Origin of the sequence: Streptomyces sp. NPDC020747 (genome assembly GCF_044334695.1) — a bacterium.
Lineage (GTDB): Bacteria > Actinomycetota > Actinomycetes > Streptomycetales > Streptomycetaceae > Streptomyces.
Genome location: NZ_JBIRTJ010000017.1, coordinates 125,775 through 145,689 on the forward strand (window position 1 = coordinate 125,775; position 19,915 = coordinate 145,689).

The window sequence follows — 19,915 nt, forward strand, 5'->3', positions numbered from 1 at the left end:
CACGAACTGGTGTCATGCCCCGATGACGGCAGCCGCCTGTCGGTCAGCCGCTGTCCGTCAGCCGAGCAGGTCCAGGACGGTCGTCATGGACCTGCTCTGCAGCAGGTAGTCCTCGGCCTCCTGGAGGTGGACGCGCCACAGCTCCTCGGCGGCCTCGGTCCGGCGGGCGGCCACCAGCTCGACGAGCGCGCCATGGGCGCGAAAGCCGCGGCGATTGGCCCGTACGTTCTCGGGGCTGCCCGCGTCGAGGTCGACATGGGACCAGTTGGCCTGGTCGATGATGTGGCGGACCATGCCGTTGAGGACGCTCAGCGTCTCGTTGCCCGCGAGTTCGACGACCAGCGCGTGGAACTCCATGTGGGCGCGGATGAAGGCCGACGGGTCGTCCATCAGCGCCTCGGCCTCGGTCACGGCGGCCCGCAGCCGCTCCAGGTCCTCGTCCGTGCGCCGCTCGGCGAGCAGCCCGGCGCACGGCGCCTCGATGACCGTACGGGCGTCGTAGACGTCCTTGAGGGTCGTGCCCCGGTATTCGAGGACCACCCCGGCGTAGCGGGCGGCGACCGTGCCCTCCGGGATCTGCACGCGTGCCCCGCCCCTGGCTCCCCTGCGCACGCTGATCAGCGACTCCGACTCCAGCACCCGGAACGCCTCGCGCAGTGTCGGCCTGGAGACGGCGAACTCCTCCATCAGCGCCGTCTCGGCAGGCAGCGCCTCCCCCTCCGTCAGTTCCCCGCGCACGATCTTGCGGCGCAGTTGTGCCGCCACCAGCTCGGCCATCTTGGGGACCCGTACCGGCGTGTTCGTCACCGCGCCACCTCCACGCTCATTCGGTTGTCAGTCGCTCGTGCCTCGTGTCCGGCACGAAGTACGGGAGCGTGATCTCGTCCGTGAAGGCCCGGAAATCCACGCGTACGCGCATGCCGATGACGACGTCGTCCGGATCTCCGGCGTCGACGTGCGAGAGCAGGGTGGCGCCGTCGTCGAGGTCGATCACGGCGAGCGCGAAGGGTGTGTCGAAGCCGGGGCCGGGTGCCCGGTGGACGACGGTCACCGAGTAGACGGTCCCGCGGCCCGCGCTGGGCACGTACTCCCATTCCCGGGACATACAGCCGGGGCAGGCGGGCTCGGGCACGAAGAAGCGCAGGCCGCAGCTCGTGCAGCGGGGCACGACCAGGTCCCCGCGCGCGGCCGCCTCCCAGAACGGCCGGGACAGCGGGGTGGGGACGGGCACGGGCCGGCTCATCGGGTCCTCCCCAGTACGCTCATCTCGTAGTGCTGCGCCCCGGATCCGGCGTTGCCGACGACCGCCAGCTCCGCGCCCTCGACCTGGTGCACCGCGCTGCCGCGCAACTGCCGTACCGCCTCGACGACCTTGAGCGTCATCTGCTGTGTCCCGTTCCACGCGTATGCCAGGCAGCCGCCGTCCGGATTGACGGGATGCTTGCCGCCGACGGCGATGGCGCCGCCGGCCGCCAGCGGTCCGCCCTCTCCTTCCCCGCACAGGCCGAGGATCTCCAACTGCCTGATGATCTCGAAGGAGTTGGGGTCGTAGAGGGAGAACACGTCCACGTCCTGCGGACCGATGCCGGCCATCGCGTAGGCGCGGGCGGCGGCGTCGCGGCCGAGCTGCCCGACCTCCCGGTGCAGCGCCGGATTGGCGTACGCGGCCTGGTGGTACTCCATGCCTCCGCCGAGCACGGCGACGGGCGGATGGGGCAGGTCGCGGGCCCGTTCGGCGGTGGTCACCACGAGTGCGGCGCCGCCCTCGCCGACTATGCAGCAGTCCAGCAGGTGGAAGGGGGTGGCGACCATGCGGGAGGCGAGCACGTCGTCGGCGGTGTACGGGCCGCGGCCGTACATCATCGCCTCGGGGTTGGTCGTGCCGTTGTTGCGGATCGTCGCGGCGACCTCGGCCAACTGGCGGGCCGTGGTCCCGTATTCATGCATGTGCCGCGCCGCCACCAGTGCGAACTGGGCGACGACATAGCTGCCCCACACATCGGCGAACTCCAGCGGTACACCGGCCCCGACCGGGCCTCCACCGCGCGAGACCAGCTTGCAGCCGCCGACCACGACGGTGTCCGCCAGTCCGGCCCGTACGGCCGCCGCCGCCTTCAGCAGGCCCCGGGAGCCGGCGTTGTCGAGCATCGAGTCGCTGGTCCAGCGCAGATCCCGGCCTAGCATGCGGGCCCAGGAACTGCCCTCGCCGGGTACGCCGCCGGGGCCGGGCCAGTCGACCTGGGTGCCGTCGACGTCCGCCGGGGTCAGCCCGGCGTCGGCGATCGCTCCGGACACCGCTTCGAGGGCGAGGTCCATGGCATCGCGGTGAGGAAGGGTGAGCGCCTGTTCGGTGGCGTGCACGCCGACCACTACCGGCTGTCGGTCGTTCACGGCGTCACCGCCCCGCGCCCAGCGTGTCGCCGCCGGGATAGCCGCCACCGCCGAACCGCTCGTCGAGTGCCTCGTAGTCCTTGGCGAAATCCTTGGTACGAGGCAGCGCCTCGACGAACTCCACCGTCTTCGGCTTCTTGTACGAGGCGATGCGCGACCGGCAGTGCTCGACGATGTCCGCGGCCGTGACCGGGTCGGCGCCTTCCTGGAGCACCACGACGGCCTTGACGTCCTGGGCCCAGCGTTCGTTGGGCACGCCGATCACGGCGGCCTCCTTCACCGCGGGATGGGTCTCGACGCAGTTCTCCACCTCGGCGGGGAAGATGTTCTCGGCGGCCGACTTGAGCATGCGGGTCGTCGTCCCGAGGAAGCTGATCGTGCCGTCGGGCTCACGCCGTCCGAGGTCGGTGGTGTGCCACCAGCCGAAGCGGAAGCGCTCCTCGTTGATCTCCGGCCGGTTCCAGTAGCCGAGGTGCACGAGGTCGCCGCGGACGCAGATCTCGCCGGCCTCGCCGATCGCGCACTCCTTGCCGGTGCTGTCCAGGATGCGTACGGCGCCGAAGGGCCCCGGTCGTCCCGCGTTGCCGGTGCCCGCGCCGCCGTGGGCGCCGGTCACGGCGAACCCGGTCACCTCGGTCTGCCCGTAGCCACGGCCTTCGCCACCGCCGTTGCGGGTGAAGCGGCTCTGGTCCGTGGGCACGGTGCCCTGCCAGAGGGGGGCGGCGACACTGGCCCGCAGGTGGGAGAGGTCGTGGCCCGCCTCGCGGTTCAGGGCGACGAGCTGCGCGATGGTCGGAGGCATCAGATACGCGTGGGTGCACTGCTCCTCCGCCAGCAGCGGGAGCAGTTCCTCGGCGATCACGCGGCGGACGATGACGTTCTTGCCGCCGTGGACGAAGGCCGGGACACCCCAGAACTGGTAGTTGCCGATGTGGAACATCGGTCCGGCGCCGAGGAACGCGGTCTCCCGGCCGATGTCGCCCATCCAGGCGCTGCTCGCGCCCATGGCGAGCAGGTTGCGGTGCGAGAGCATCGAGCCGGACTGCCGTCCGGTGATCGCGGCGGTGTAGATGACCAGGAGCGCGGAGTCCGGATCGACGTCGATGGACGGGTCCTCGGGCGATCCGGAGGCCAGAAAGGTCTCGTACGAGTCAGGGGTCGCTGCGCTCGCGACGCCCGCAGCGCCCTTGGTGTCGTGCCGCAGCCACAACGCCCGGTGGTCGCTGCCCAGTTCGGCTCGCGCCTTGCCGACCGTGTCACCGATCTCCTCGTCCTGCCAGACGACGACCTTGGGGTCGAAGTCCTCGACCGCGAACGCCATTTCGGGAGCGGCCCACCGCCAGTACCCGGGACAGACCATGGCGCCGACCTTCGCGGCGGCTCCCAGCAGCTCCCAGATCCGGAACGAGTTCTGCCCCAGCCACAGGATGCGGTCGCCCGGGCCGACCCCGGCATCCGTGAGGGCGTGGGCGAGCCGGTTGGTGCGCTCGTCCAACTCGGGCCAGGTCAGCCGGACTTCGCCGTCCACGAGGGCGACGCCGTCGGGGAAGGACCTTCGGTGCTCGCGGATGATGTCGCCGAGTGTCAGGCGGCGGGCGTGATGCATGCTGGCTCCAGAAAATGAGAAATCGTCAGACACGGCCGATGCCCACGCCCTCACCAAACGCCTCCTTGAAACCGTCCGGCGCCGTCCGCGCATCCAGGTTAAATAGCTAACCTATTTAGCCAAGGTAGTCAATGACTGGAGCGGGCCGACCCCACTTGTTCACAGTCCGAGCGAGCGCCCGATGATCTCCTGCATGATCTCCGAGGTGCCGCCGAACACCCGCTGCACCCGGCTGTCCCGCCAGATGCGCGCGATCTCGTACTCATTGACGTACCCGTAGCCGCCGAAGAGCTGCATACAGCGGTCGATGACCTCCCAGCCGGTCTCCGAGGTCCAGTACTTGGCCGCGGCCGCCTCTTCGGGGGTCAGCTCGCCCTGGAAGAGGGCCATGATGCAGCCGTCCACGTAGACCCGGGCGACGCCCAGCTTGGCCTTGATGTCGGCGAGGGCGAACCGGTTCGCCTGGAACTCCCCGATCGGCTGCCCGAAGGCCGTACGGGTCTTGGCGTACTCCAGCGCCAGCGCGTAGGCCCGCTCGGCCGCGGCGAGCGAGGAGACGGCGATGGCCAGCCGCTCGGTCGGCAGGTTGCCCATCATGTGGTAGAAACCGCGCCCCTCCTGCCCGATGAGGTTCTCGGCGGGGACGCGGACGTCATGGAAGAACAGCTCGGCGGTGTCCTGGGCCTTCATCCCGACCTTGTCGAGCTTGCGCCCGCGTTCGAAGCCATCGGTGCCGCGCTCGACGACGATCAGGCTGATGCCCTTGTGTCCGGCGTCCGGGTCGGTCTTGCAGGCGACGATGACCAGGTCGGCCAGGATGCCGTTGGTGATGAAGGTCTTGGACCCGTCGATCACCCATTCGTCGCCGTCCCGGCGGGCGGTGGTGCGGATGCCCTTGAGGTCGGACCCGGCGGACGGCTCGGACAGCGCGAGCGCGCAGATGATCTCGCCGCTCACGACCCCGGGCAGCCAACGGGCCTTCTGTTCCGGGGTGGTGAGGTGCATCAGATAGGGCGGGATCACGTCGTTCTGCAGCCCGAGCCCGATGCCGACCGAGCTGGTGGCCGCCATCTCCTCCGCCATGATGGCGTTGTAGCGGAAGTCCCAGATCCCCTGCCCGCCGTACTCCTCCGGGAACTGCCAGCCGATGAGCCCGGCCTTGCCCGCGGCCGCCCACGCGGCCCGGCTCACCTGGCCGTCCTGCTCCCACTGCTCGGTGTTCGGGGCGCATTCCCGCAGGTAGAAGGTGCGGGCGGTGTCCCGGAACAGCTCGTGCTCCGCGGCGAAGATCGTACGGCGCATACTCGACTCCACTCAGGCATCTCGCTTATTTAGCTGAAGTAGTTATACGATAGCGCTGTATCGGCATCTGGGCGAGGGAGGGCGCGTGAGCGTACGGGACAAGGTGGCGCTCGTCACCGGAGCGGGGCGCGGCATCGGCGAGGCGATCGCCGACCGGCTCGCCGCTCAGGGAGCCTCGGTCGCCGTCTGCGACCTGGACCAGGAGGCAGCCGTGAAGGTCGCGGCCCAACTCGCCGAACGGCATTCCGTCCGGGCGACGGGCGTCGGCGTGGACATCTCCGACGGTGTGGCCGTGCGCTCGGCCGTGGAGCGGGTGACCGCCGAGCTCGGCCCGGTGGACATCCTGGTCAACAACGCGGCCGTCGATGTCATCGGCCGCTTCGTCGACAGCGCCGAGGAGACCTGGGACCGGATCATCGCGGTCAATCTGCGGGGCACCCTCACCATGACCAGGGCCGTGCTCGACTCGATGACCGAGCGCGGGGGCGGCCGGGTCGTCCTGATCGCCTCGGACGCCGGCCGGGTCGGCTCGTCCGGCGAGGTGGTGTACTCCGCGACGAAGGGCGGGGTCATCGCCTTCGGCAAGGCGCTGGCCCGCGAGGTCGCCCGGCACGGCATCACCGTGAACAGCGTCTGCCCGGGACCGACCGACACCGCGCTGCTCGGCCAGGTCGCCGAGTACAGCCAGAAGATGTACGACGCGACCGTGCGGGCGATCCCGCTGCGCCGCGTCGCCCAGCCCGGCGAGATCGCCGGTGTGGTGGCCTTCCTCGCGTCCGACGACGCCGCCTACATGACCGGGCAGACGCTCTCGGTCAGCGGCGGCCTCACGATGGTCTGAGGGTGAACACCGTGCTGCATGTCGAACTCCGCGACAAACTCGCCGTGTTGACCCTGGACCGGCCCGGACAGCTCAATGCGATCGGCTCCGAGACCGTCGACCGGCTCGCACAGGCACTCAGCGACGTACGCGACAACGACGACGTACGCGCCCTGGTCCTGACGGGAGCGGGCCGCGCCTTCTCGGCCGGGGCCGACATCAGCGAGATCGAGTCGTTCACGAAACCCGGGCAGTTCCGTGCCTTCGTGGGGCGCCTGACCGAGGTGTACGCGCTTGTGGAGGAGTTCCCCAAGCCCTCGGTCGCGGCCGTCCACGGGTTCGCCTTCGGCGGCGGGCTGGAACTGGCGCTCGCCTGCGACCTGCGGGTGGTGGAGCGGGGTGCGCGGCTCGGTCTGCCCGAGATGAAGCTCGGCGTTCTGCCGGGCGCGGGCGGCACACAGCGGCTGCCGCGACTGCTGCCTCCCGCGATCGCCAGGCAGATGATCCTCACCGGCGAACCGATCGACGCGGAGCGGGCCTGGCAGCTCGGTCTGGTCAACGAACTGGCCGAGCGCGGCGGAGCACTCGCCGCCGCCGAGGCCTTGGCCGCCACGCTCGCGGCCGGCGCACCTCTGGCACTCGCGGCGGGCAAGCGGCTGATCGACCACGGGCTCGGCATGGACCTGGAGACAGCGATCGCGTACGAGCGCGAGACCGTCTCGGTGCTGTTCTCCACCGAGGACCGGGCCGAGGGACTCAAGGCCTTCCGCGAGCGCCGCCCGGGAGAGTTCCGCGGCAGGTAGCGAGCGTTCTCGAAAACCCCTGGTAGACCCCTGGTAGACCCCTGCCAGACCATGACAGACCCCGACTGATCCCGACTGATCCGAACCGGTATGGAGGTGGTGGACCGTGCGGCCACTGGAGGGCATTGCCGTCGTCGAGCTGGGCATGTGGGTGGCGGCACCCGCCGCTGCCACCATGCTCGCCGACTGGGGCGCCGACGTGGTGAAGGTGGAGGCTCCGACCGGTGACCCCAACCGGTACACCCTGCGGCACGTCGGCCAGGACATCGACAGCGCGCCCCCGTTCGAGACCGACAACCGCGGCAAGCGCGGCATCGTCCTCGACCTGCGGTCGGACGACGGCAAGGACGCGCTGGAGCGGCTGCTGGAGCGCGCCGACGTCTTCGTCACCAACCTCCGCCCCGGCGCCCTGGAGCGCCTGGGCCTGGCACCGGACGAGCTGCGGGTACGCCATCCCCGCCTGGTCATAGGCACATTGACGGGCTACGGCTGGGCGGGCGCCGAGCGCGACCGGGCCGGGTACGACGTCTCCGCCTTCTGGGCCCGGCCCGGCATCGCCGCCATGCTCAACCCGGCCGGTGAGCCGCCGCCCGGCATCCGCCCCGGCCTCGGCGACCGTACGGCCGCCTCGAACCTGGTCGCGGGCGTCCTCGCCGCGTTGCTGCGGCGCGGGAGTACGGGCGAGGGCGGCGTGGTCGACGTGTCACTGCTCCGCTCCGGCACGTATGCCAACGGCAACGACCTCGCCCTGCAGAACTTCTTCGGCAAGCGCGGGCGTACCCGTCACCGCACCGAGCACGAGTCCCCGCTCTACAACTCCTACCGGGCCGCCGACGACCGCTGGTTCTGGCTGGTCGGCCTGGAGGGCAACCGCCACTGGCCCGGTGTCGTCAAGGCGCTGGGCCGCGAGGACCTCGCGACGGACGAGCGGTTCGCGACCGGCAAAGCCCGGCGTGGCCACGTACGCGAGCTGATCGCCTTGTTCGACGAGGAGTTCGCGCGGCGTCCGCTGGACGAGTGGGCGGAGCGGTTCGACGCCGAGGGCGTGTGGTGGGCGCCCGTGCAGACCCTGGCGGAGGTGTCGGCCGATCCGCAGGCGGAAGCGGTCGGGGCGTTCGTCGAACAGCCCGGCATGGGTGACGCCCCGATGCTGCGGACGGTGGCGACACCCGTCGCGTTCTGGGGCGTCGACGACAAGCCACGCGGAGGCGCGCCGACGCTCGGCGAGCACACCGACGAAGTACTCCGCGAACTCAACTGACCCGACAGATCTGCTCAGGAGGTACGTCGTGGGCATCCTCGACGACAAGGTCGCCATCGTCACCGGCGGTGGGAGAGGGCTGGGCCGGGCGCACTGCCTGGCGCTCGCCGAGGCCGGCGCGAGCGTGGTGGTGAACGATCTCGGCTCGGGCATCCACGGTGAACAGACCGGTGACTCCCCCGCCGACGAGGTCGTCGCCGAGATCACCAAGCTCGGCGGCCGGGCGGTCGCCAACCACTGCTCGGTGACGGACTGGGCGGCGACCGAGACCATGGTCGCGGACACCGTCGCGGAGTTCGGCCGCCTCGACATCGTCGTGAACAACGCGGGGATCGTGCGCGACCGCATGCTGTTCTCGATGAGCGAGGCCGAGTTCGACTCGGTGATCGCCGTTCATCTCAAAGGCACCTTCGCACTGACCCGGCACGCCTGCGCGTACTGGCGCGAGGCGTCGAAGCGGGGGGAGCGTGTCGCCGGCCGCGTGATCAACACGACGTCCGGGACCGGCCTGTTCGGCAACCAGGGCCAGTCCAACTACGGCGCGGCGAAGGCCGGGATAGCCGGGCTCACCGTCCTGACCGCCCTGGAGATGCGCCGGTACGGGGTCACCGCGAACGCCGTTTCGCCGATCGCGGCCACGCGGATGACGGACGGGCTGGACGTCGGTGCGTCCCTCCAGGCGGTCGACGGCTTCGATCCACGCGATCCCGCCAACGCCTCCGGTGTCGTCGTCTACCTGGCCTCCGACAGCTCGGCCTGGCTGACCGGCCAGGTCCTGCGCATCGAGGGCAACCGGCTGAACCGACTGCAGGGCTGGACCGTCGCCGGCGTCCATCCCAGCCAGTCGGGCCAGGCTCTCACGTACGACGAACTCGTCGACGCCGTACCGCAGTTGTACGGGGTCGCCCCCGCCGGCCGCGCCACCGGAGTGGGCCAGTGAAGGCCCGGGGCAGCGCGGGCGGCCACGACGTCGCCGCTCTCGTGCTGCGCGCGACGCTGGGCCCGATGCTCTTCGCGCACGGCTGGAACAAGGTCGCCGGTCCTGGCGGGCTCAAGGGCACGACGGGCTGGTTCGAGGCGCTCGGCCTGAGGCCGCCCGAGGTGCACGCCCGGATGGCCGCCGGGACCGAGATGGCGGCGGGCGTGGGCATCACCCTGGGTGCGGCCAACCCCCTCCCGGCGGCGGCAGCCGTCGGCCTGATGGCCGTGGCGGCCCGGACCGACCACCGTGACAAGGGCTTCTTCGTCTTCAGGGGCGGCTGGGAGTACGCCGGTGTCGTGGGCGGCGCCGCCGTCGCGCTGGCGGCGCTGGGCAACGGCAGGTACTCGCTCGACGGGCTGCTGCGACGCCAACACGCGGGCGCGGGGCCCGCGTTGCTGGCCGCGGGAATCGGCACGGCGAGCGCGGCGGCGCTGCTGGCCATGTGTTACCGGCCGGAGCGGAAGCCGGACGAGACACAAACAGATCACTGATTACAACCAGGGCCATCAGCACTATCAGAACTACCAGCGCTATCAGAACCACCATAGCTATCAGGACTATCAGGGAGTCGACATGGACGCGGCTGACTTCAGCGCGGTGCTGTCCGAGGTCCGGCGTTTCGTCCGGGAACGAGTCGTGCCGCTGGAGGCGGAGATCGACGAGAAGGACGAGATGCCCGCGGACATCCGCGAGGCGGCCAAGAAGATGGGCCTGTTCGGCTTCGCGCTGCCCGAGGACTACGGCGGGCTGGGGCTGTCGATGTACGAGGAGGCCCAGCTCATGTTCGAGCTGGGCTACACGACCCCGTCCCTGCGGTCGATGTTCGGGACCAACAACGGCATCGCGGGTCATGTCCTCATGGTCGGCGGCACGGAGGAGCAGAAGGCCGAGTGGCTGCCGAAGATCGCCTCGGGTGACGTACTGGCGTCGTTCGCGCTCACCGAGCCCGAGGCCGGGTCCGACCCGTCGACGCTGACCACGCGCGCCCATCTGGAAGGCGACGAGTGGGTGATCAACGGGGCCAAGCGGTACATCACCAACGCCCCGCTCGCCGACGTCTTCATGGTCTTCGCCCGCACCGATCCCGACGCACCGCGCACCCGTGGGATCTCCACGTTCCTGGTCCCGGCCGGTACGCCGGGCCTCACCGTGGCTCCGAAGGACCACAAGATGGGCCAGTTCGGCGCCTGGACGGCGGACGTGTTCTTCGACGACGTACGCGTACCGGCCTCCGCGCTCGTCGGTGGCGAGGGCGGCCTGAACCGGGGCTTCGGCACGGCGATGGGCTGCATCGCGCACGGCAGGGTGCACATCTCGGCGCTCTGTGTGGGCATGGCCGAGCGGCTGGTCCACGAGTCGGTCGAGTACGCCGGCACCCGCCGCCAGTCCGGCAAGCTGATCGGCTCCTTCCAGCTGGTCCAGGGCCTGGTCGCCGACTCGATGACCGACTACTACGCCGGACGCGCCACGGTCCTGGAGGCCGCCCGCGCCTTCGACGCCGGTACGGACACCAAGATCGGCCCGTCCTGCACGAAGTACTTCGCCAGCGAGATGGTGTGGCGGGTCGCGGACCGCGCGGTGCAGATCCACGGCGGCGCGGGCTATATGCGCGGGGTCGCCGTCGAGCGCTTCTACCGCGACGCCCGGCTGTTCCGTATCTACGAGGGCACGAGCCAGGTTCAGCAGGTGATCATCGCGAAGGCGCTGCTGGGAAAGGCGACACAAGGTTGAATCGAACACCAACTCGCCTTTTTCGCAAGCATGTTGGGATACTCTCCCGTTGACCGACGCCAGTCGCGCACGGCGCGCACGTCGCACATGTCACGCGAGAGACCAGGATCCACATGTCAGACCCCCAGCTGAGCCGGTCCGTCGCGCTCGCCTACGCGTCGGTCGGCATGGACCCGCCGGCGCCGGTCCCGCTGCGGAAGAGCGACCCCGCCCGGGTCGGCCCCTATGTACTGGTGTCGCGGCTGGGCAGCGGCGGGATGGGCCGGGTCTATCTGGGCCGGGACACCGTCGGCAGGACGGGAATGGCCGCCGTCAAGGTGATCCGGCCCGAATACGCGGAGGACCCCCAGTTCCGCAAGCGATTCGAGCGCGAGGTCGGTGCACTGGACCGCGTCCAGGGGGCGCACATCGTAAGGCTGTTGGGCAGTGGCTTCGACGAGGACCTGGTGTGGGTCGCCACCGAGTACGTCCCGGGGCCGACCCTCGACGAAGTCGTCACCGCGCGCGGGCCGATCGACGCGACGACGGCCTGGCGGCTGCTGGCCGACATGGGACGTGCCGTCGAGGCCATCTGGCGCGCGGGGCTCGTCCATCGTGACCTCAAGCCGTCCAATGTGATCCTCGCTGCCGACGGTGCCCGCGTCATCGACTTCGGTGTCGTCCAGGCCACCACCGGCGACACCACGATCACCGTCACGGGCCAGCATGTGGGAACCCCCGCCTTCATGTCCCCGGAGCATGTCAGAGGCGTAGAGGTGACGGCCGCCTCCGACATCTTCTCGCTCGCCTCGGCCCTCACCTACGCCGTGGCGGGTCAGGCACCGTTCGGCGAGGGTACGGGGGTCGACGTCCTGCACAGCGTGGCGTTCGATCCGCCGCGGGACGAGGTGCTCGACAAGGTGACCGCCGCCGATGCGGAGCTCGGCGCGTTCGTGCGCACCTGTCTGGACAAGGACCCGAAGCGGCGACCGTCACCGGAGACGGTGTTCAGGACCGCCATCGGGCATCAACTGCCCGCTCCGGCCGGGCGACCTCCCCGCGCGCCGAAGAGGACACCTCTGCGCGAAACGCGGCCCGCCGCTCTTGCGTCCGTGCCGCCCGGGGCTCCGTCCGCCGGCTCCGCCGCGGCCGGCTCTCCTGCCGCGCCCGCGTCCGGGAAGCGCAGAAAGCTGATGTGGGGCGCCGCCGCCGTGGCAGCCGTCCTGGTCGCCGGGGGTGTCACCGCGGCGATGCTGCGGCAGGGCGACGCCCCGGCATCGGCCGCCCCTGAGGCGCCGACGTCATCGGCCGAGACGGACAGTTCGGCCTCGACGCCCAGCAGTTCACAGGAGGCATCCACACCCGCTCCTTCGAAGTCGAAGGCGGACGACCAGTCGGCAGAGAAGTCGTCCAGTCCGGTGGCCACACATGAGTCCGCGACACCGGACGGGCACAGCACGTCACCCGCGCCGGTCCGGGCCGGCTCGGTCACCGTGACCCAGAACGTCAACGGCGCGTCGGTCGCCAGGTGCCTCGACACCCGTGGACCGGACGTACAGGTGTGGGGGTGCAAGGGCGCGGCCACGCAGAAGTGGGCGCTGTACCAGGTGTCCGGTCACGACCCCCAGTACCTCGTCGTCAATCAGGGCAACCACCTCTGCCTGGACGCAGACGCCGGCATGACGGGCCGGAACGGCCAGAAGATCCGGGCCAGGAACTGCGACGGACAGAGCGCCCAGCTGTGGCGGCTCGGTGGCGGCGGAACACTGATCAGCGTCCCGGACGGGTTCTGCCTGGACGCGGAGGCCGAGACCTCCGGCCAGGACGGTCAGAAGGTGCAGGCCTGGGGCTGCGCGGGCAGCGTCAACCAGTCCTGGAACTGGTCCTGACGTCTCGTCGGCCTCAGATGCCGAGGCGGTCCAGCAGCCGCTCGTGGTACACCGCCGGGCCGCCGAAGAGCAGTTGTGAGGACTTGGCCCGCCGGAAGTACAGGTGGGCGGGGTGCTCCCAGGTGAAGCCGATTCCGCCATGGACCTGGATGTTCTCCATGGCCGCGAACACATAGGCCCGTGAGCAGCACGCGTGGGCGACGGCGGCGGCGACCGGGAAGTCGGGTGCACCCTCGGCAGCCGACCGCGCAGCCTCACGGGACGCTGCCTCGGCCAGTTCCACCTGGACGAGCATGTCCGCGCACTTGTGCTTGACGGCCTGGAAGGAACCGATCGGCCGGCCGAACTGATGCCGCGTACGGGCGTATTCGGCGCTCGTCTCCAGACACCTGCGGGCCCCGCCCGCCTGCTCGGCGGCCAGTGCGACCGTGGCGATGTCCAGGACCTTGGCCATGACGCGCCCGCCCGCCCCGTCCGGGCCGACAAGAGTCGCGGGTACGCCGTCGAACGTCAGCCGGGCCATCGCCCGGGTGGCGTCCAGGGTCTCCATCGGTTCGGTCTCCAACCCCGTCGCCTGCCGGTCGACGGCGAACAGCGAGGGGCCGGCGACGGTACGGGCGACGACGAGGAGCAGATCGGCCGTCGTGCCGTCGATGACGAAGGACTTGCGGCCGCTCAGTCGCCAGGCGCCGTCCCCGTCCGGCACGGCGCGTGCGGAGATCAGGGCGGGGTCCCAGGAACCGCTGTCCTCGGCGACCGCGAGGGTGGCCGTGGTGCGGCCGGAGGCGATGCCGGGGAGATGACGTGCGCAGGCCTCGCTGTCGCCCGAGGCCAGCAGGGCCTGGGCGGCCAGGACGACGGTGGCGAAGAACGGCGCGCACAGCAGGGCGCGGCCCATCTCCTCCAGTACGACACCGAGTTCGACCGGGCCGAAGCCGTCACCGCCGTACTCCTCCGGGATCACCAGTCCCGGCAGCCGCAGTTGGCCGGCGGCCTGTGCCCACACCGCCGGGTCGAAGCGCGGTTCGCTCTCCATGAGCTTGCGCACGGCTTCCTCGGGTGACTTGGCTTCGAGGAACTCCCGTACAGAGGCGCGCAGTTCGCGCAGTTCGTTCTCGTCGGCGGTCACGACCGCGCCTCCTTGGTCGTGGCGATCGGCGGTTCCTTGGGCAGGCCGAGGACGCGTTCCGCGAGGATGTTCTTCATGATCTCCTCGGTGCCGCCGAGGATGCGCAACGCCGGTGTGGCCAGGAGGAGTTCGGACCAGGCGTACGTGCCCCACCTGCCGGTGTCGGCGATCACGCGCGGGCCGAGGACGTCGGAGACGAAGTGGGCGGCCCTGGTGAGGTTCTGACCGTACATCAGCTTCGAGACGGACATCTCGGGGCCCGGTGCGACGCCGCCGCGGAGTTTGCGCAGGGCTCGCGTGTTGAGGTGTTCGGTGGCCATGGCGTCCACGAGGAGTTCGGCGAGGCGGGCGCGCAGGGCGCGGTCGTCCCAGGTCCAGGTGGCGCGCATCAGTGCCGAGAGCCGGTCCGGGGAAAGGGCCGCGGCCACCGGGCCCGCGCCCTCGCTGCCGACCGTCGCACGCTCGTTCATCAGGGTGGTCAGGGCGACGGTCCAGCCGCCGTCGATCTCGCCCAGGCGGTGGTCGTCGGGGACGCGTACGTCGGTGAGGAACACCTCGTTGAAGTCCGCGCCGCCGGTCATCTGCCTGAGCGGCCGGACCTCGACACCGGGGGCGTCCATGGGGACCAGGAAGGCGGTGATGCCGCGGTGCTTGGGCGCGTCCGGGTTCGTACGGGCCAGCGCGAGGCCGATCTGGCTGTGCTGGGCGACGGACGTCCACACCTTCTGCCCGTTGAGCACCCAGCTGTCGCCTTCACGCACGGCCTTCGTCGCCACGCTCGCCAGGTCCGATCCCGCGCCGGGCTCGCTGAACAGCTGGCAGGCGATGGCGTCCCCGCGGTACATCGCGGGCAACCAGCGGTCCTTGATGCCTGGTTGGGCGTGGGCGAGGATCGTCGGGCCGATCATGCCCAGGCCGATCACGCTCAGCGTGCCGGTGTCCGCGACGTCGTACTCGGACTCGACGGCGTCGTAGAGCAGGTCGTGTACGGGGGTGAGGCCGCGGCCGCCGTACTCGGGCGGTCCGGTGATCCAGCCGAAGCCGTTCTCGTGGCGGATCCGCTGCCAGTCCCGCGCCCGTCGCACGTGCTCCCGCTCCTCCTCTGGCGGAAGGCTGCTGAAGTACGCCATCGAGTCGTCGCCCTCCCCCCAGCTGAAGGCACTGCGGTCGGGGGCCTTCGGCGCGTGGGCGTCGAGGAAGCGGCGCGCTTCGGCGGCGAAGTCCTGCATGTCATGTTCCATCGGGGGTCCCTTGCGCTCTCAGGTCGAGAGGATCGTTACCGCGGACACGCCCGGCGCGCCGTACAGGTGGGTGTAGCCGACACGTGGCGTGCCGGGGATCTGCCGGGTGCCCGCCGTGCCGCGCAACTGGAGCACGATCTCGTGGATCTGGCGCAGCCCGGAGGCCCCGATGGGCTCGCCGTTGCCGAGGAGGCCGCCGTCGGTGTTGACCGGTAGCCGGCCGCCGATCTCGGTGGCGCCCTCGGCGATGAGGCGTTCCTGTTCGCCGTCCTTGCAGAGGCCGTTCTCCGCCATGTGGATGATCTCCGACCCGGCGTCGGTGTCCTGGAGCTGGGCGACGTCGACGTCCTCGGGTCCGATGCCGGCCCGTTCGTACGCCTCGCGGGCGGCCTCCACGGTCGGGCTGACCACGGGCTCTCCGACGGGGAACGACGGGCTCTGCACCTCGAAGGCGCCGAGCCTGCGGCTGCGCAGTGACGTGGACCGGACCCGTACGGGCGTGGAGGTGTACTTGTGGGCCTGGTCGGCGCGGCACAGCACGAGGGCCGCGGCTCCCTCGTCGGGGCCGCAGTACATGTACTGGCGGAGTGGGTAGTTGAGGACCGGGGAGGCGAGGATCTCCTCCGGTGTGAGGGGGGTTCGGCGCCAGGCCTTCTCGTTTCCGGCCGCGTTGCGGAAGTTCTTCGACGCCACGCGCGCGAGCGTCTCGTGGGAGATGCCGTGGTCGTGCATATAGCGGTTGATCTTCATGCCGAAGAAGTGGGTGGTGAGGAAGAGCCCGGTCTGCCCGTACCAGGAGGGGATGCCGGCCACGGAGGGGTCCGCGGCGAACGCGCCGCGCGGGTGCTTGTCCAGGCCGATGGCGATGGTCAGGTCGTGCTCGCCGGTCTCGATGGCCCGGGCGGCAAGGGCCACCGCCGTACCGGCCGTTGCGCAGCCGTTGAACACGCCGCGCAAGGGAACTCCGGTCAGGCCCAGCTTGCCGACGATCGCGTCCGGGTTCGCGACCTCGAAGCTGCCGACGTAACCGCCCTGGATCTGCGGCCAGGTCACACCCGCGTCGGCGAGCGCCAGCCGTACGGCGTCCGCGCCCATGTCCATGGCGGGCTTGCCGGGAAACCGGCCGAAGGGGTGCAGCCCCACCCCGATGATGACGGCCTCGGTCATGACGCCTCCTCTACGGGATCTGCCTGGGCGAACTCCTCGACAGAAGTGGATTCTTCGACCGCGGTGGACTCTTCGACCGGGGCGAAAGCAAACGTCATGACCTCGGTGCCGTCGTCCCGCACGGCGTAGGGCACGAGCGTCAGCCGCATGTCCTGACCGATCCGCAGCTTCTCCGGGTCGGGCTCGGTGAGACGGGCCTCGACCAGCAGCTCGCCGGCGAGTTCGACGTAACCGACCGCGTACGGCTCGAAGGCTTCGGGGCCGTCATACGGCGGGGACGGCGGGCGGAAGTTCTGGGTCGTGTACGTCCACAGCGTCCCGCGGTCCGCGAGCAGCCGTGTCTTCGACTCGTCGCTCGCGCACCTGACACAGTCCGAGGCCGCCGGGAAACTCACGAGACCGCACGCCGTGCACTCGGAGCCGATGAGCCGGAGGGGTTCGGATGCGGAGGGCGGCCAGGTGAACAGGCCCTCGGCGACCGGTCGTTGCGTTGTCGTCATGTCACGCCCCGTTCCGGTTGCCGAGGGCGTCGGCGTTCGGGGCGGCCTTGGCAACCAGGTTCGGGACGACGGAAGACAGCTCCTCCGGCGTCCACCGGGTCTCGGCACTCGCGCCGGGGCCGTTGACCCAGCCCTCCAGTACGGTGATCCGGTTGCCGACGACGCCGAACACCCTGCCGGTGACCTCGCGCGACGCCGCCGAACCCAGCCACACGACGAGTGGCGAGATGGCCTCCGGGGTCAGGTCCTCGCTCTCGGCGGCCCGCTTCATCATCTCGATGTCCTCGGTCAGCCGGGTGAGCGCGGTGGGCGCGATGGCGTTCACCGTCACGCCGTAGCGGGCGAGTTCGGCCGCGGCGATGACGGTGAGGCTCGCGATACCGGCCTTGGCAGAGCCGTAGTTGGACTGGCCCGGGTTGCCGAAGATGCCGGACGGGGACGTCGTGTTGATCACCCGGGCGTCGTTGTCGTGACCGGACTTGGCCCGTCCCCGCCAGTACGCGGCCGCGTGGTGCAGGGTCGCGAAGCTGCCCTTGAGATGGACGGCGAGCACGCTGTCCCAGTCCTGCTCGGTCATCGACACGATCATCCGGTCGCGGAGGATGCCGGCGTTGTTGACCAGCACGTCGAGGCCGCCGTAGGTGTCCACGGCCTGCTGGACGAGCCGGCCGGCGCCCTCCCAGGTGGAGATGTCGTCCGTGTTGGCCACCGCCTCGCCGCCGGCCGCGACGATCTCGTCGGCCACGGTCTGGGCGGGCCCGGCCGAGGCGCCCCCTCCGTCGCGTGCACCGCCGAGGTCGTTGACCACTACCTTCGCGCCGTGCGCGGCGAACGCCAGGGCGTGCGCCCTGCCGATCCCGTTGCCGGCCCCGGTGACGACCACGACACGGCCGTCGACCACTCCTTCGGACATCCTCAACTCCTTGCTGAATACGGTGAGTCGGCATCGCCGAGCAGTACGCGCGGGTCCTCGCTGCCGCAGGCGCACCTGCCGGTGACGACGCGGCCCGCGATGCCGAGCGGTGTCTCGGGGAGCGGCGAGGCACGCCCCTCCCCCGCCGCGACGGACAGTTGTCCGTCCTCACGCTCGTCGACCCGCCATTCGGCGCCGTTGACGTGCGCGCCGCATCGCTCGGGGCACTCCAGCGCGAGAGCCGGTCCCACGGCGGAGATCAGGGAGGCGGACACGCCCACCCCGCGGAGCATCGGCACGGCCGCGGGCCGGGCCAGTACGACGGACGTCGAGCGGAACATCTCGCCCAGGTCAGCCGCCCCGGCGAGACCTTCCAGGGTCTCCGCCGACAGGCCGATCACCGCGTGCGGATCCAGTTCGCGGTGGAAGACCGAGGTACGGCGATGGTCCCAGCCCATCGCCTCGGCGATGCCGTAAGTGACCTTCAGTTCGCGCAGGGCGCCGATCACCGCGCGCCCCCAGAAACCCTCGAAGCCGGAGGTGGTCAGCAGCGCCCGCTGCCCGGCGGTCAGTCCGTGTTCCCGGAGCCGTGCGGTCACCCAGTCGGTGTCGCGGGCGAGTTCCGCCCAGGTCAGCTCCATGTCCCGCACGCCGTCGGCGGTGGGGAAGCGTACGAGGTAGGCCAGTTCGGGCCGGTCGAGCGTCCTGGCGCGGGCCAGGGTGTCGGCGCGCGCCATCAACTCTTCACCACCCGGGGGAACTTGGCGACGCTGGTCATGGTCTTCAACAGGTCCTCCTCGGTGCGCATGTCGAGCACCGGCTTGACTCCGGTCCGCTCACGCACGGCCTCGCCGAGCCGCCCTGCCAGGGCGTCGACATCCGCGGTGAGACGGGGGTCGTAGCCGACGCGCAGGCGCAGTTCGTCGACCTCGCGGCGGTCCCGGACGATCTGGAACACCCCGGCCACGGTCTCCGGCTGGTCCTCCACCGCCAGCCAGATGTCCCGCAGGACCACGGAACGGCCATGGACCAGCGTCTCGTCACCGCGTCGCCCGGCCACCCACATCCGGGCGTGGGTGCGCCCGCAGCCGCAGCGGTCCCCCGAGAGTCGTACGAGGTCCTCGCTGCGGTAACGGATCAGTGGGGCGGCCCGGTTGTCCAGGTCGGTGGCGACCAGTTCGCCGAGGTCCGTCTCCGGCACGTCACGCCATCCGCCCTGTTCGTCGACCTCGACGCACTCCGCGAAGACGGTGTCCTCCCAGAGGTGGAAGCCGTCGTGCTCCCGGCACTCCCAGGCGGTGCCGGTGTCGGCCGCGCTGGTGTACTCGTAGACGTCGATGCCCCAGTCGTCGCGGATCCGCTCGCGCATCTTGCGGCTGAGGGGCTGTCCGGCGCACGAGGCGCCCTTGAGGGAGGAGAACGCCTCCTTGAGATCCGTCGTCTCGGCGAGGTGCTCCAGCTCCACCATCTGCGGATACATCATCTGCAGGTAGGCCGGCCGGTAGGTGCGCAGGGCCTCGACGACCTCGTGCATCTTCCCCAGCCAGGTGTCCACCTCGATCACCACGGCGCCGAGCGCCTGGTAGCCGGGGTCCATGAGGTTGCGGAAGGTGCCGGGCGGGCTCAGCACCCGGTCCCCGGGCCTGAGGCCGAGCTCCCAGAGGTCCCGCACCTGCGCGGTGACCAGGGGCGGCGCGTCCTCCCAGATCTCGGCGAAGAACTCCGGGTCTCCGGTGGTGCCGGAGCTGGAGGAGACGGAGGTCAGTTCTTCGACGGGCACGCAGAGCAGACCGCCGAAGGGATCTCCGGTACGGGCCCGGTGGGCGCGCACCATGTCCTTGGTGATGAACGGTATGCGCGCCCGGAAGTCCTCCAGGGAGCGGATGTCACGTGGGTGCACCCCGTGCTCGTCCCAGAGCTCGCGGTAGAAGGCGGAGTTGCCGTAGGCGTACTCGACGAGTTCCAGCACCCGTTCTTCCTGCCGGGCCCGCAGCTGGTCGCGGGGCATGGTCTCCACCTGTGGCTCGAAATACCTGTCCCCGGTGTCCCTGTCACCGCCCATGGCGCCTCCTCGCGGCTCGGCTGCCCAGATCTTCCAACTATCAGCGCAATCAGTCAACCAATTCGACTGATTCTCCGGAGACTCTCGCGCTACCGCGATCCATATAGTTAACTATTAGCACCCATTAGACCTTCGGGAG

The 19,915-nt window shown here is 70.5% G+C and carries 19 protein-coding genes; 7 read left to right on the plus strand and 12 right to left on the minus strand.

The genetic code is table 11. The features are described from left to right. Positions 1–57 precede the first annotated feature (57 nt). The 5 genes from ACH4YP_RS36920 to ACH4YP_RS36940 all read right to left on the minus strand — a co-directional run bounded on the left by ACH4YP_RS36920 (position 58) and on the right by ACH4YP_RS36940 (position 5,299). Positions 58–807, minus strand: coding sequence for a FadR/GntR family transcriptional regulator (locus ACH4YP_RS36920; RefSeq protein WP_361065147.1), 750 nt, complete (start codon positions 805–807; stop codon positions 58–60). Positions 808–823: 16 nt separating this feature from the next. Continuing rightward, positions 824–1,243 carry a Zn-ribbon domain-containing OB-fold protein gene (locus tag ACH4YP_RS36925; protein WP_361065144.1) on the minus strand — a complete coding sequence of 140 codons (420 nt, stop codon included), beginning with the start codon at positions 1,241–1,243 and terminating at the stop codon, positions 824–826. Next, positions 1,240–2,391, minus strand: a complete 1,152-nt coding sequence (locus tag ACH4YP_RS36930; RefSeq protein ID WP_398495295.1) for a thiolase family protein — start codon at positions 2,389–2,391, stop codon at positions 1,240–1,242. The genes ACH4YP_RS36925 and ACH4YP_RS36930 overlap by 4 nt, the downstream gene beginning before the upstream one ends. A 4-nt stretch (positions 2,392–2,395) precedes the next feature. After that, a complete protein-coding gene (locus ACH4YP_RS36935; protein ID WP_398495297.1) occupies positions 2,396–3,997 on the minus strand; it encodes an AMP-binding protein in 1,602 nt (533 codons plus the stop codon). 159 nt (positions 3,998–4,156) lie between these two features. After that, complete coding sequence (locus ACH4YP_RS36940; RefSeq protein ID WP_398495299.1) at positions 4,157–5,299, minus strand: acyl-CoA dehydrogenase family protein; 1,143 nt, start codon at positions 5,297–5,299, stop codon at positions 4,157–4,159. An 85-nt stretch (positions 5,300–5,384) separates the two neighbouring features. Between ACH4YP_RS36940 and ACH4YP_RS36945 the strand changes: the two genes are divergently transcribed. The 7 genes from ACH4YP_RS36945 to ACH4YP_RS36975 all read left to right on the plus strand — a co-directional run bounded on the left by ACH4YP_RS36945 (position 5,385) and on the right by ACH4YP_RS36975 (position 12,764). Next, on the plus strand, positions 5,385–6,140 hold the full coding sequence (locus ACH4YP_RS36945; protein WP_398495301.1) for an SDR family NAD(P)-dependent oxidoreductase: 756 nt from the start codon (positions 5,385–5,387) through the stop codon (positions 6,138–6,140). Between the two features lie 2 nt (positions 6,141–6,142). Continuing rightward, positions 6,143–6,922 (plus strand): enoyl-CoA hydratase/isomerase family protein, encoded by a 780-nt coding sequence (locus tag ACH4YP_RS36950; protein WP_398495303.1) that lies wholly within the window; start codon positions 6,143–6,145, stop codon positions 6,920–6,922. Positions 6,923–7,028: 106 nt separating this feature from the next. Then, positions 7,029–8,183, plus strand: a complete 1,155-nt coding sequence (locus tag ACH4YP_RS36955; protein ID WP_398495305.1) for a CaiB/BaiF CoA transferase family protein — start codon at positions 7,029–7,031, stop codon at positions 8,181–8,183. A 28-nt stretch (positions 8,184–8,211) separates the two neighbouring features. Continuing rightward, on the plus strand, positions 8,212–9,123 hold the full coding sequence (locus tag ACH4YP_RS36960; RefSeq protein WP_398495307.1) for an SDR family NAD(P)-dependent oxidoreductase: 912 nt from the start codon (positions 8,212–8,214) through the stop codon (positions 9,121–9,123). Further along, the gene (locus tag ACH4YP_RS36965) at positions 9,120–9,656 is read left to right on the plus strand and encodes a DoxX family protein (RefSeq protein WP_361065124.1); all 537 of its coding nucleotides are present in this window, start codon (positions 9,120–9,122) and stop codon (positions 9,654–9,656) included. Before ACH4YP_RS36960 ends, ACH4YP_RS36965 begins: the two co-directional genes overlap by 4 nt. A gap of 82 nt (positions 9,657–9,738) precedes the next feature. Continuing rightward, on the plus strand, positions 9,739–10,896 hold the full coding sequence (locus ACH4YP_RS36970) for an acyl-CoA dehydrogenase family protein (RefSeq protein ID WP_398495309.1): 1,158 nt from the start codon (positions 9,739–9,741) through the stop codon (positions 10,894–10,896). A 113-nt stretch (positions 10,897–11,009) separates the two neighbouring features. Beyond that, complete coding sequence (locus ACH4YP_RS36975) at positions 11,010–12,764, plus strand: serine/threonine protein kinase (protein ID WP_361065119.1); 1,755 nt, start codon at positions 11,010–11,012, stop codon at positions 12,762–12,764. A 13-nt stretch (positions 12,765–12,777) separates the two neighbouring features. Here ACH4YP_RS36975 and ACH4YP_RS36980 read toward each other — a convergent pair whose 3' ends face one another. Genes ACH4YP_RS36980 through ACH4YP_RS37010 form a run of 7 tightly spaced genes read right to left on the minus strand, consistent with a single transcriptional unit; the run spans position 12,778 to position 19,776 of the window. Further along, entirely contained in the window at positions 12,778–13,893 is a 1,116-nt protein-coding gene (locus tag ACH4YP_RS36980; RefSeq protein WP_398495311.1) for an acyl-CoA dehydrogenase family protein, read from the minus strand. Next, complete coding sequence (locus ACH4YP_RS36985; RefSeq protein ID WP_398495313.1) at positions 13,890–15,134, minus strand: acyl-CoA dehydrogenase family protein; 1,245 nt, start codon at positions 15,132–15,134, stop codon at positions 13,890–13,892. Before ACH4YP_RS36985 ends, ACH4YP_RS36980 begins: the two co-directional genes overlap by 4 nt. Positions 15,135–15,152: 18 nt before the next feature. Beyond that, positions 15,153–16,301 (minus strand): thiolase family protein, encoded by a 1,149-nt coding sequence (locus ACH4YP_RS36990; protein WP_361065111.1) that lies wholly within the window; start codon positions 16,299–16,301, stop codon positions 15,153–15,155. Next, on the minus strand, positions 16,298–16,801 hold the full coding sequence (locus ACH4YP_RS36995) for a Zn-ribbon domain-containing OB-fold protein (protein ID WP_398495315.1): 504 nt from the start codon (positions 16,799–16,801) through the stop codon (positions 16,298–16,300). The genes ACH4YP_RS36990 and ACH4YP_RS36995 overlap by 4 nt, the downstream gene beginning before the upstream one ends. Position 16,802: 1 nt before the next feature. Next, complete coding sequence (locus ACH4YP_RS37000; protein WP_361065106.1) at positions 16,803–17,714, minus strand: SDR family oxidoreductase; 912 nt, start codon at positions 17,712–17,714, stop codon at positions 16,803–16,805. Positions 17,715–17,716: 2 nt separating this feature from the next. Further along, on the minus strand, positions 17,717–18,451 hold the full coding sequence (locus ACH4YP_RS37005) for a hypothetical protein (protein ID WP_398495317.1): 735 nt from the start codon (positions 18,449–18,451) through the stop codon (positions 17,717–17,719). Then, a complete protein-coding gene (locus tag ACH4YP_RS37010; RefSeq protein ID WP_398495319.1) occupies positions 18,451–19,776 on the minus strand; it encodes a phenylacetate--CoA ligase family protein in 1,326 nt (441 codons plus the stop codon). Before ACH4YP_RS37010 ends, ACH4YP_RS37005 begins: the two co-directional genes overlap by 1 nt. Between the last annotated feature and the right edge of the window lie 139 nt (positions 19,777–19,915).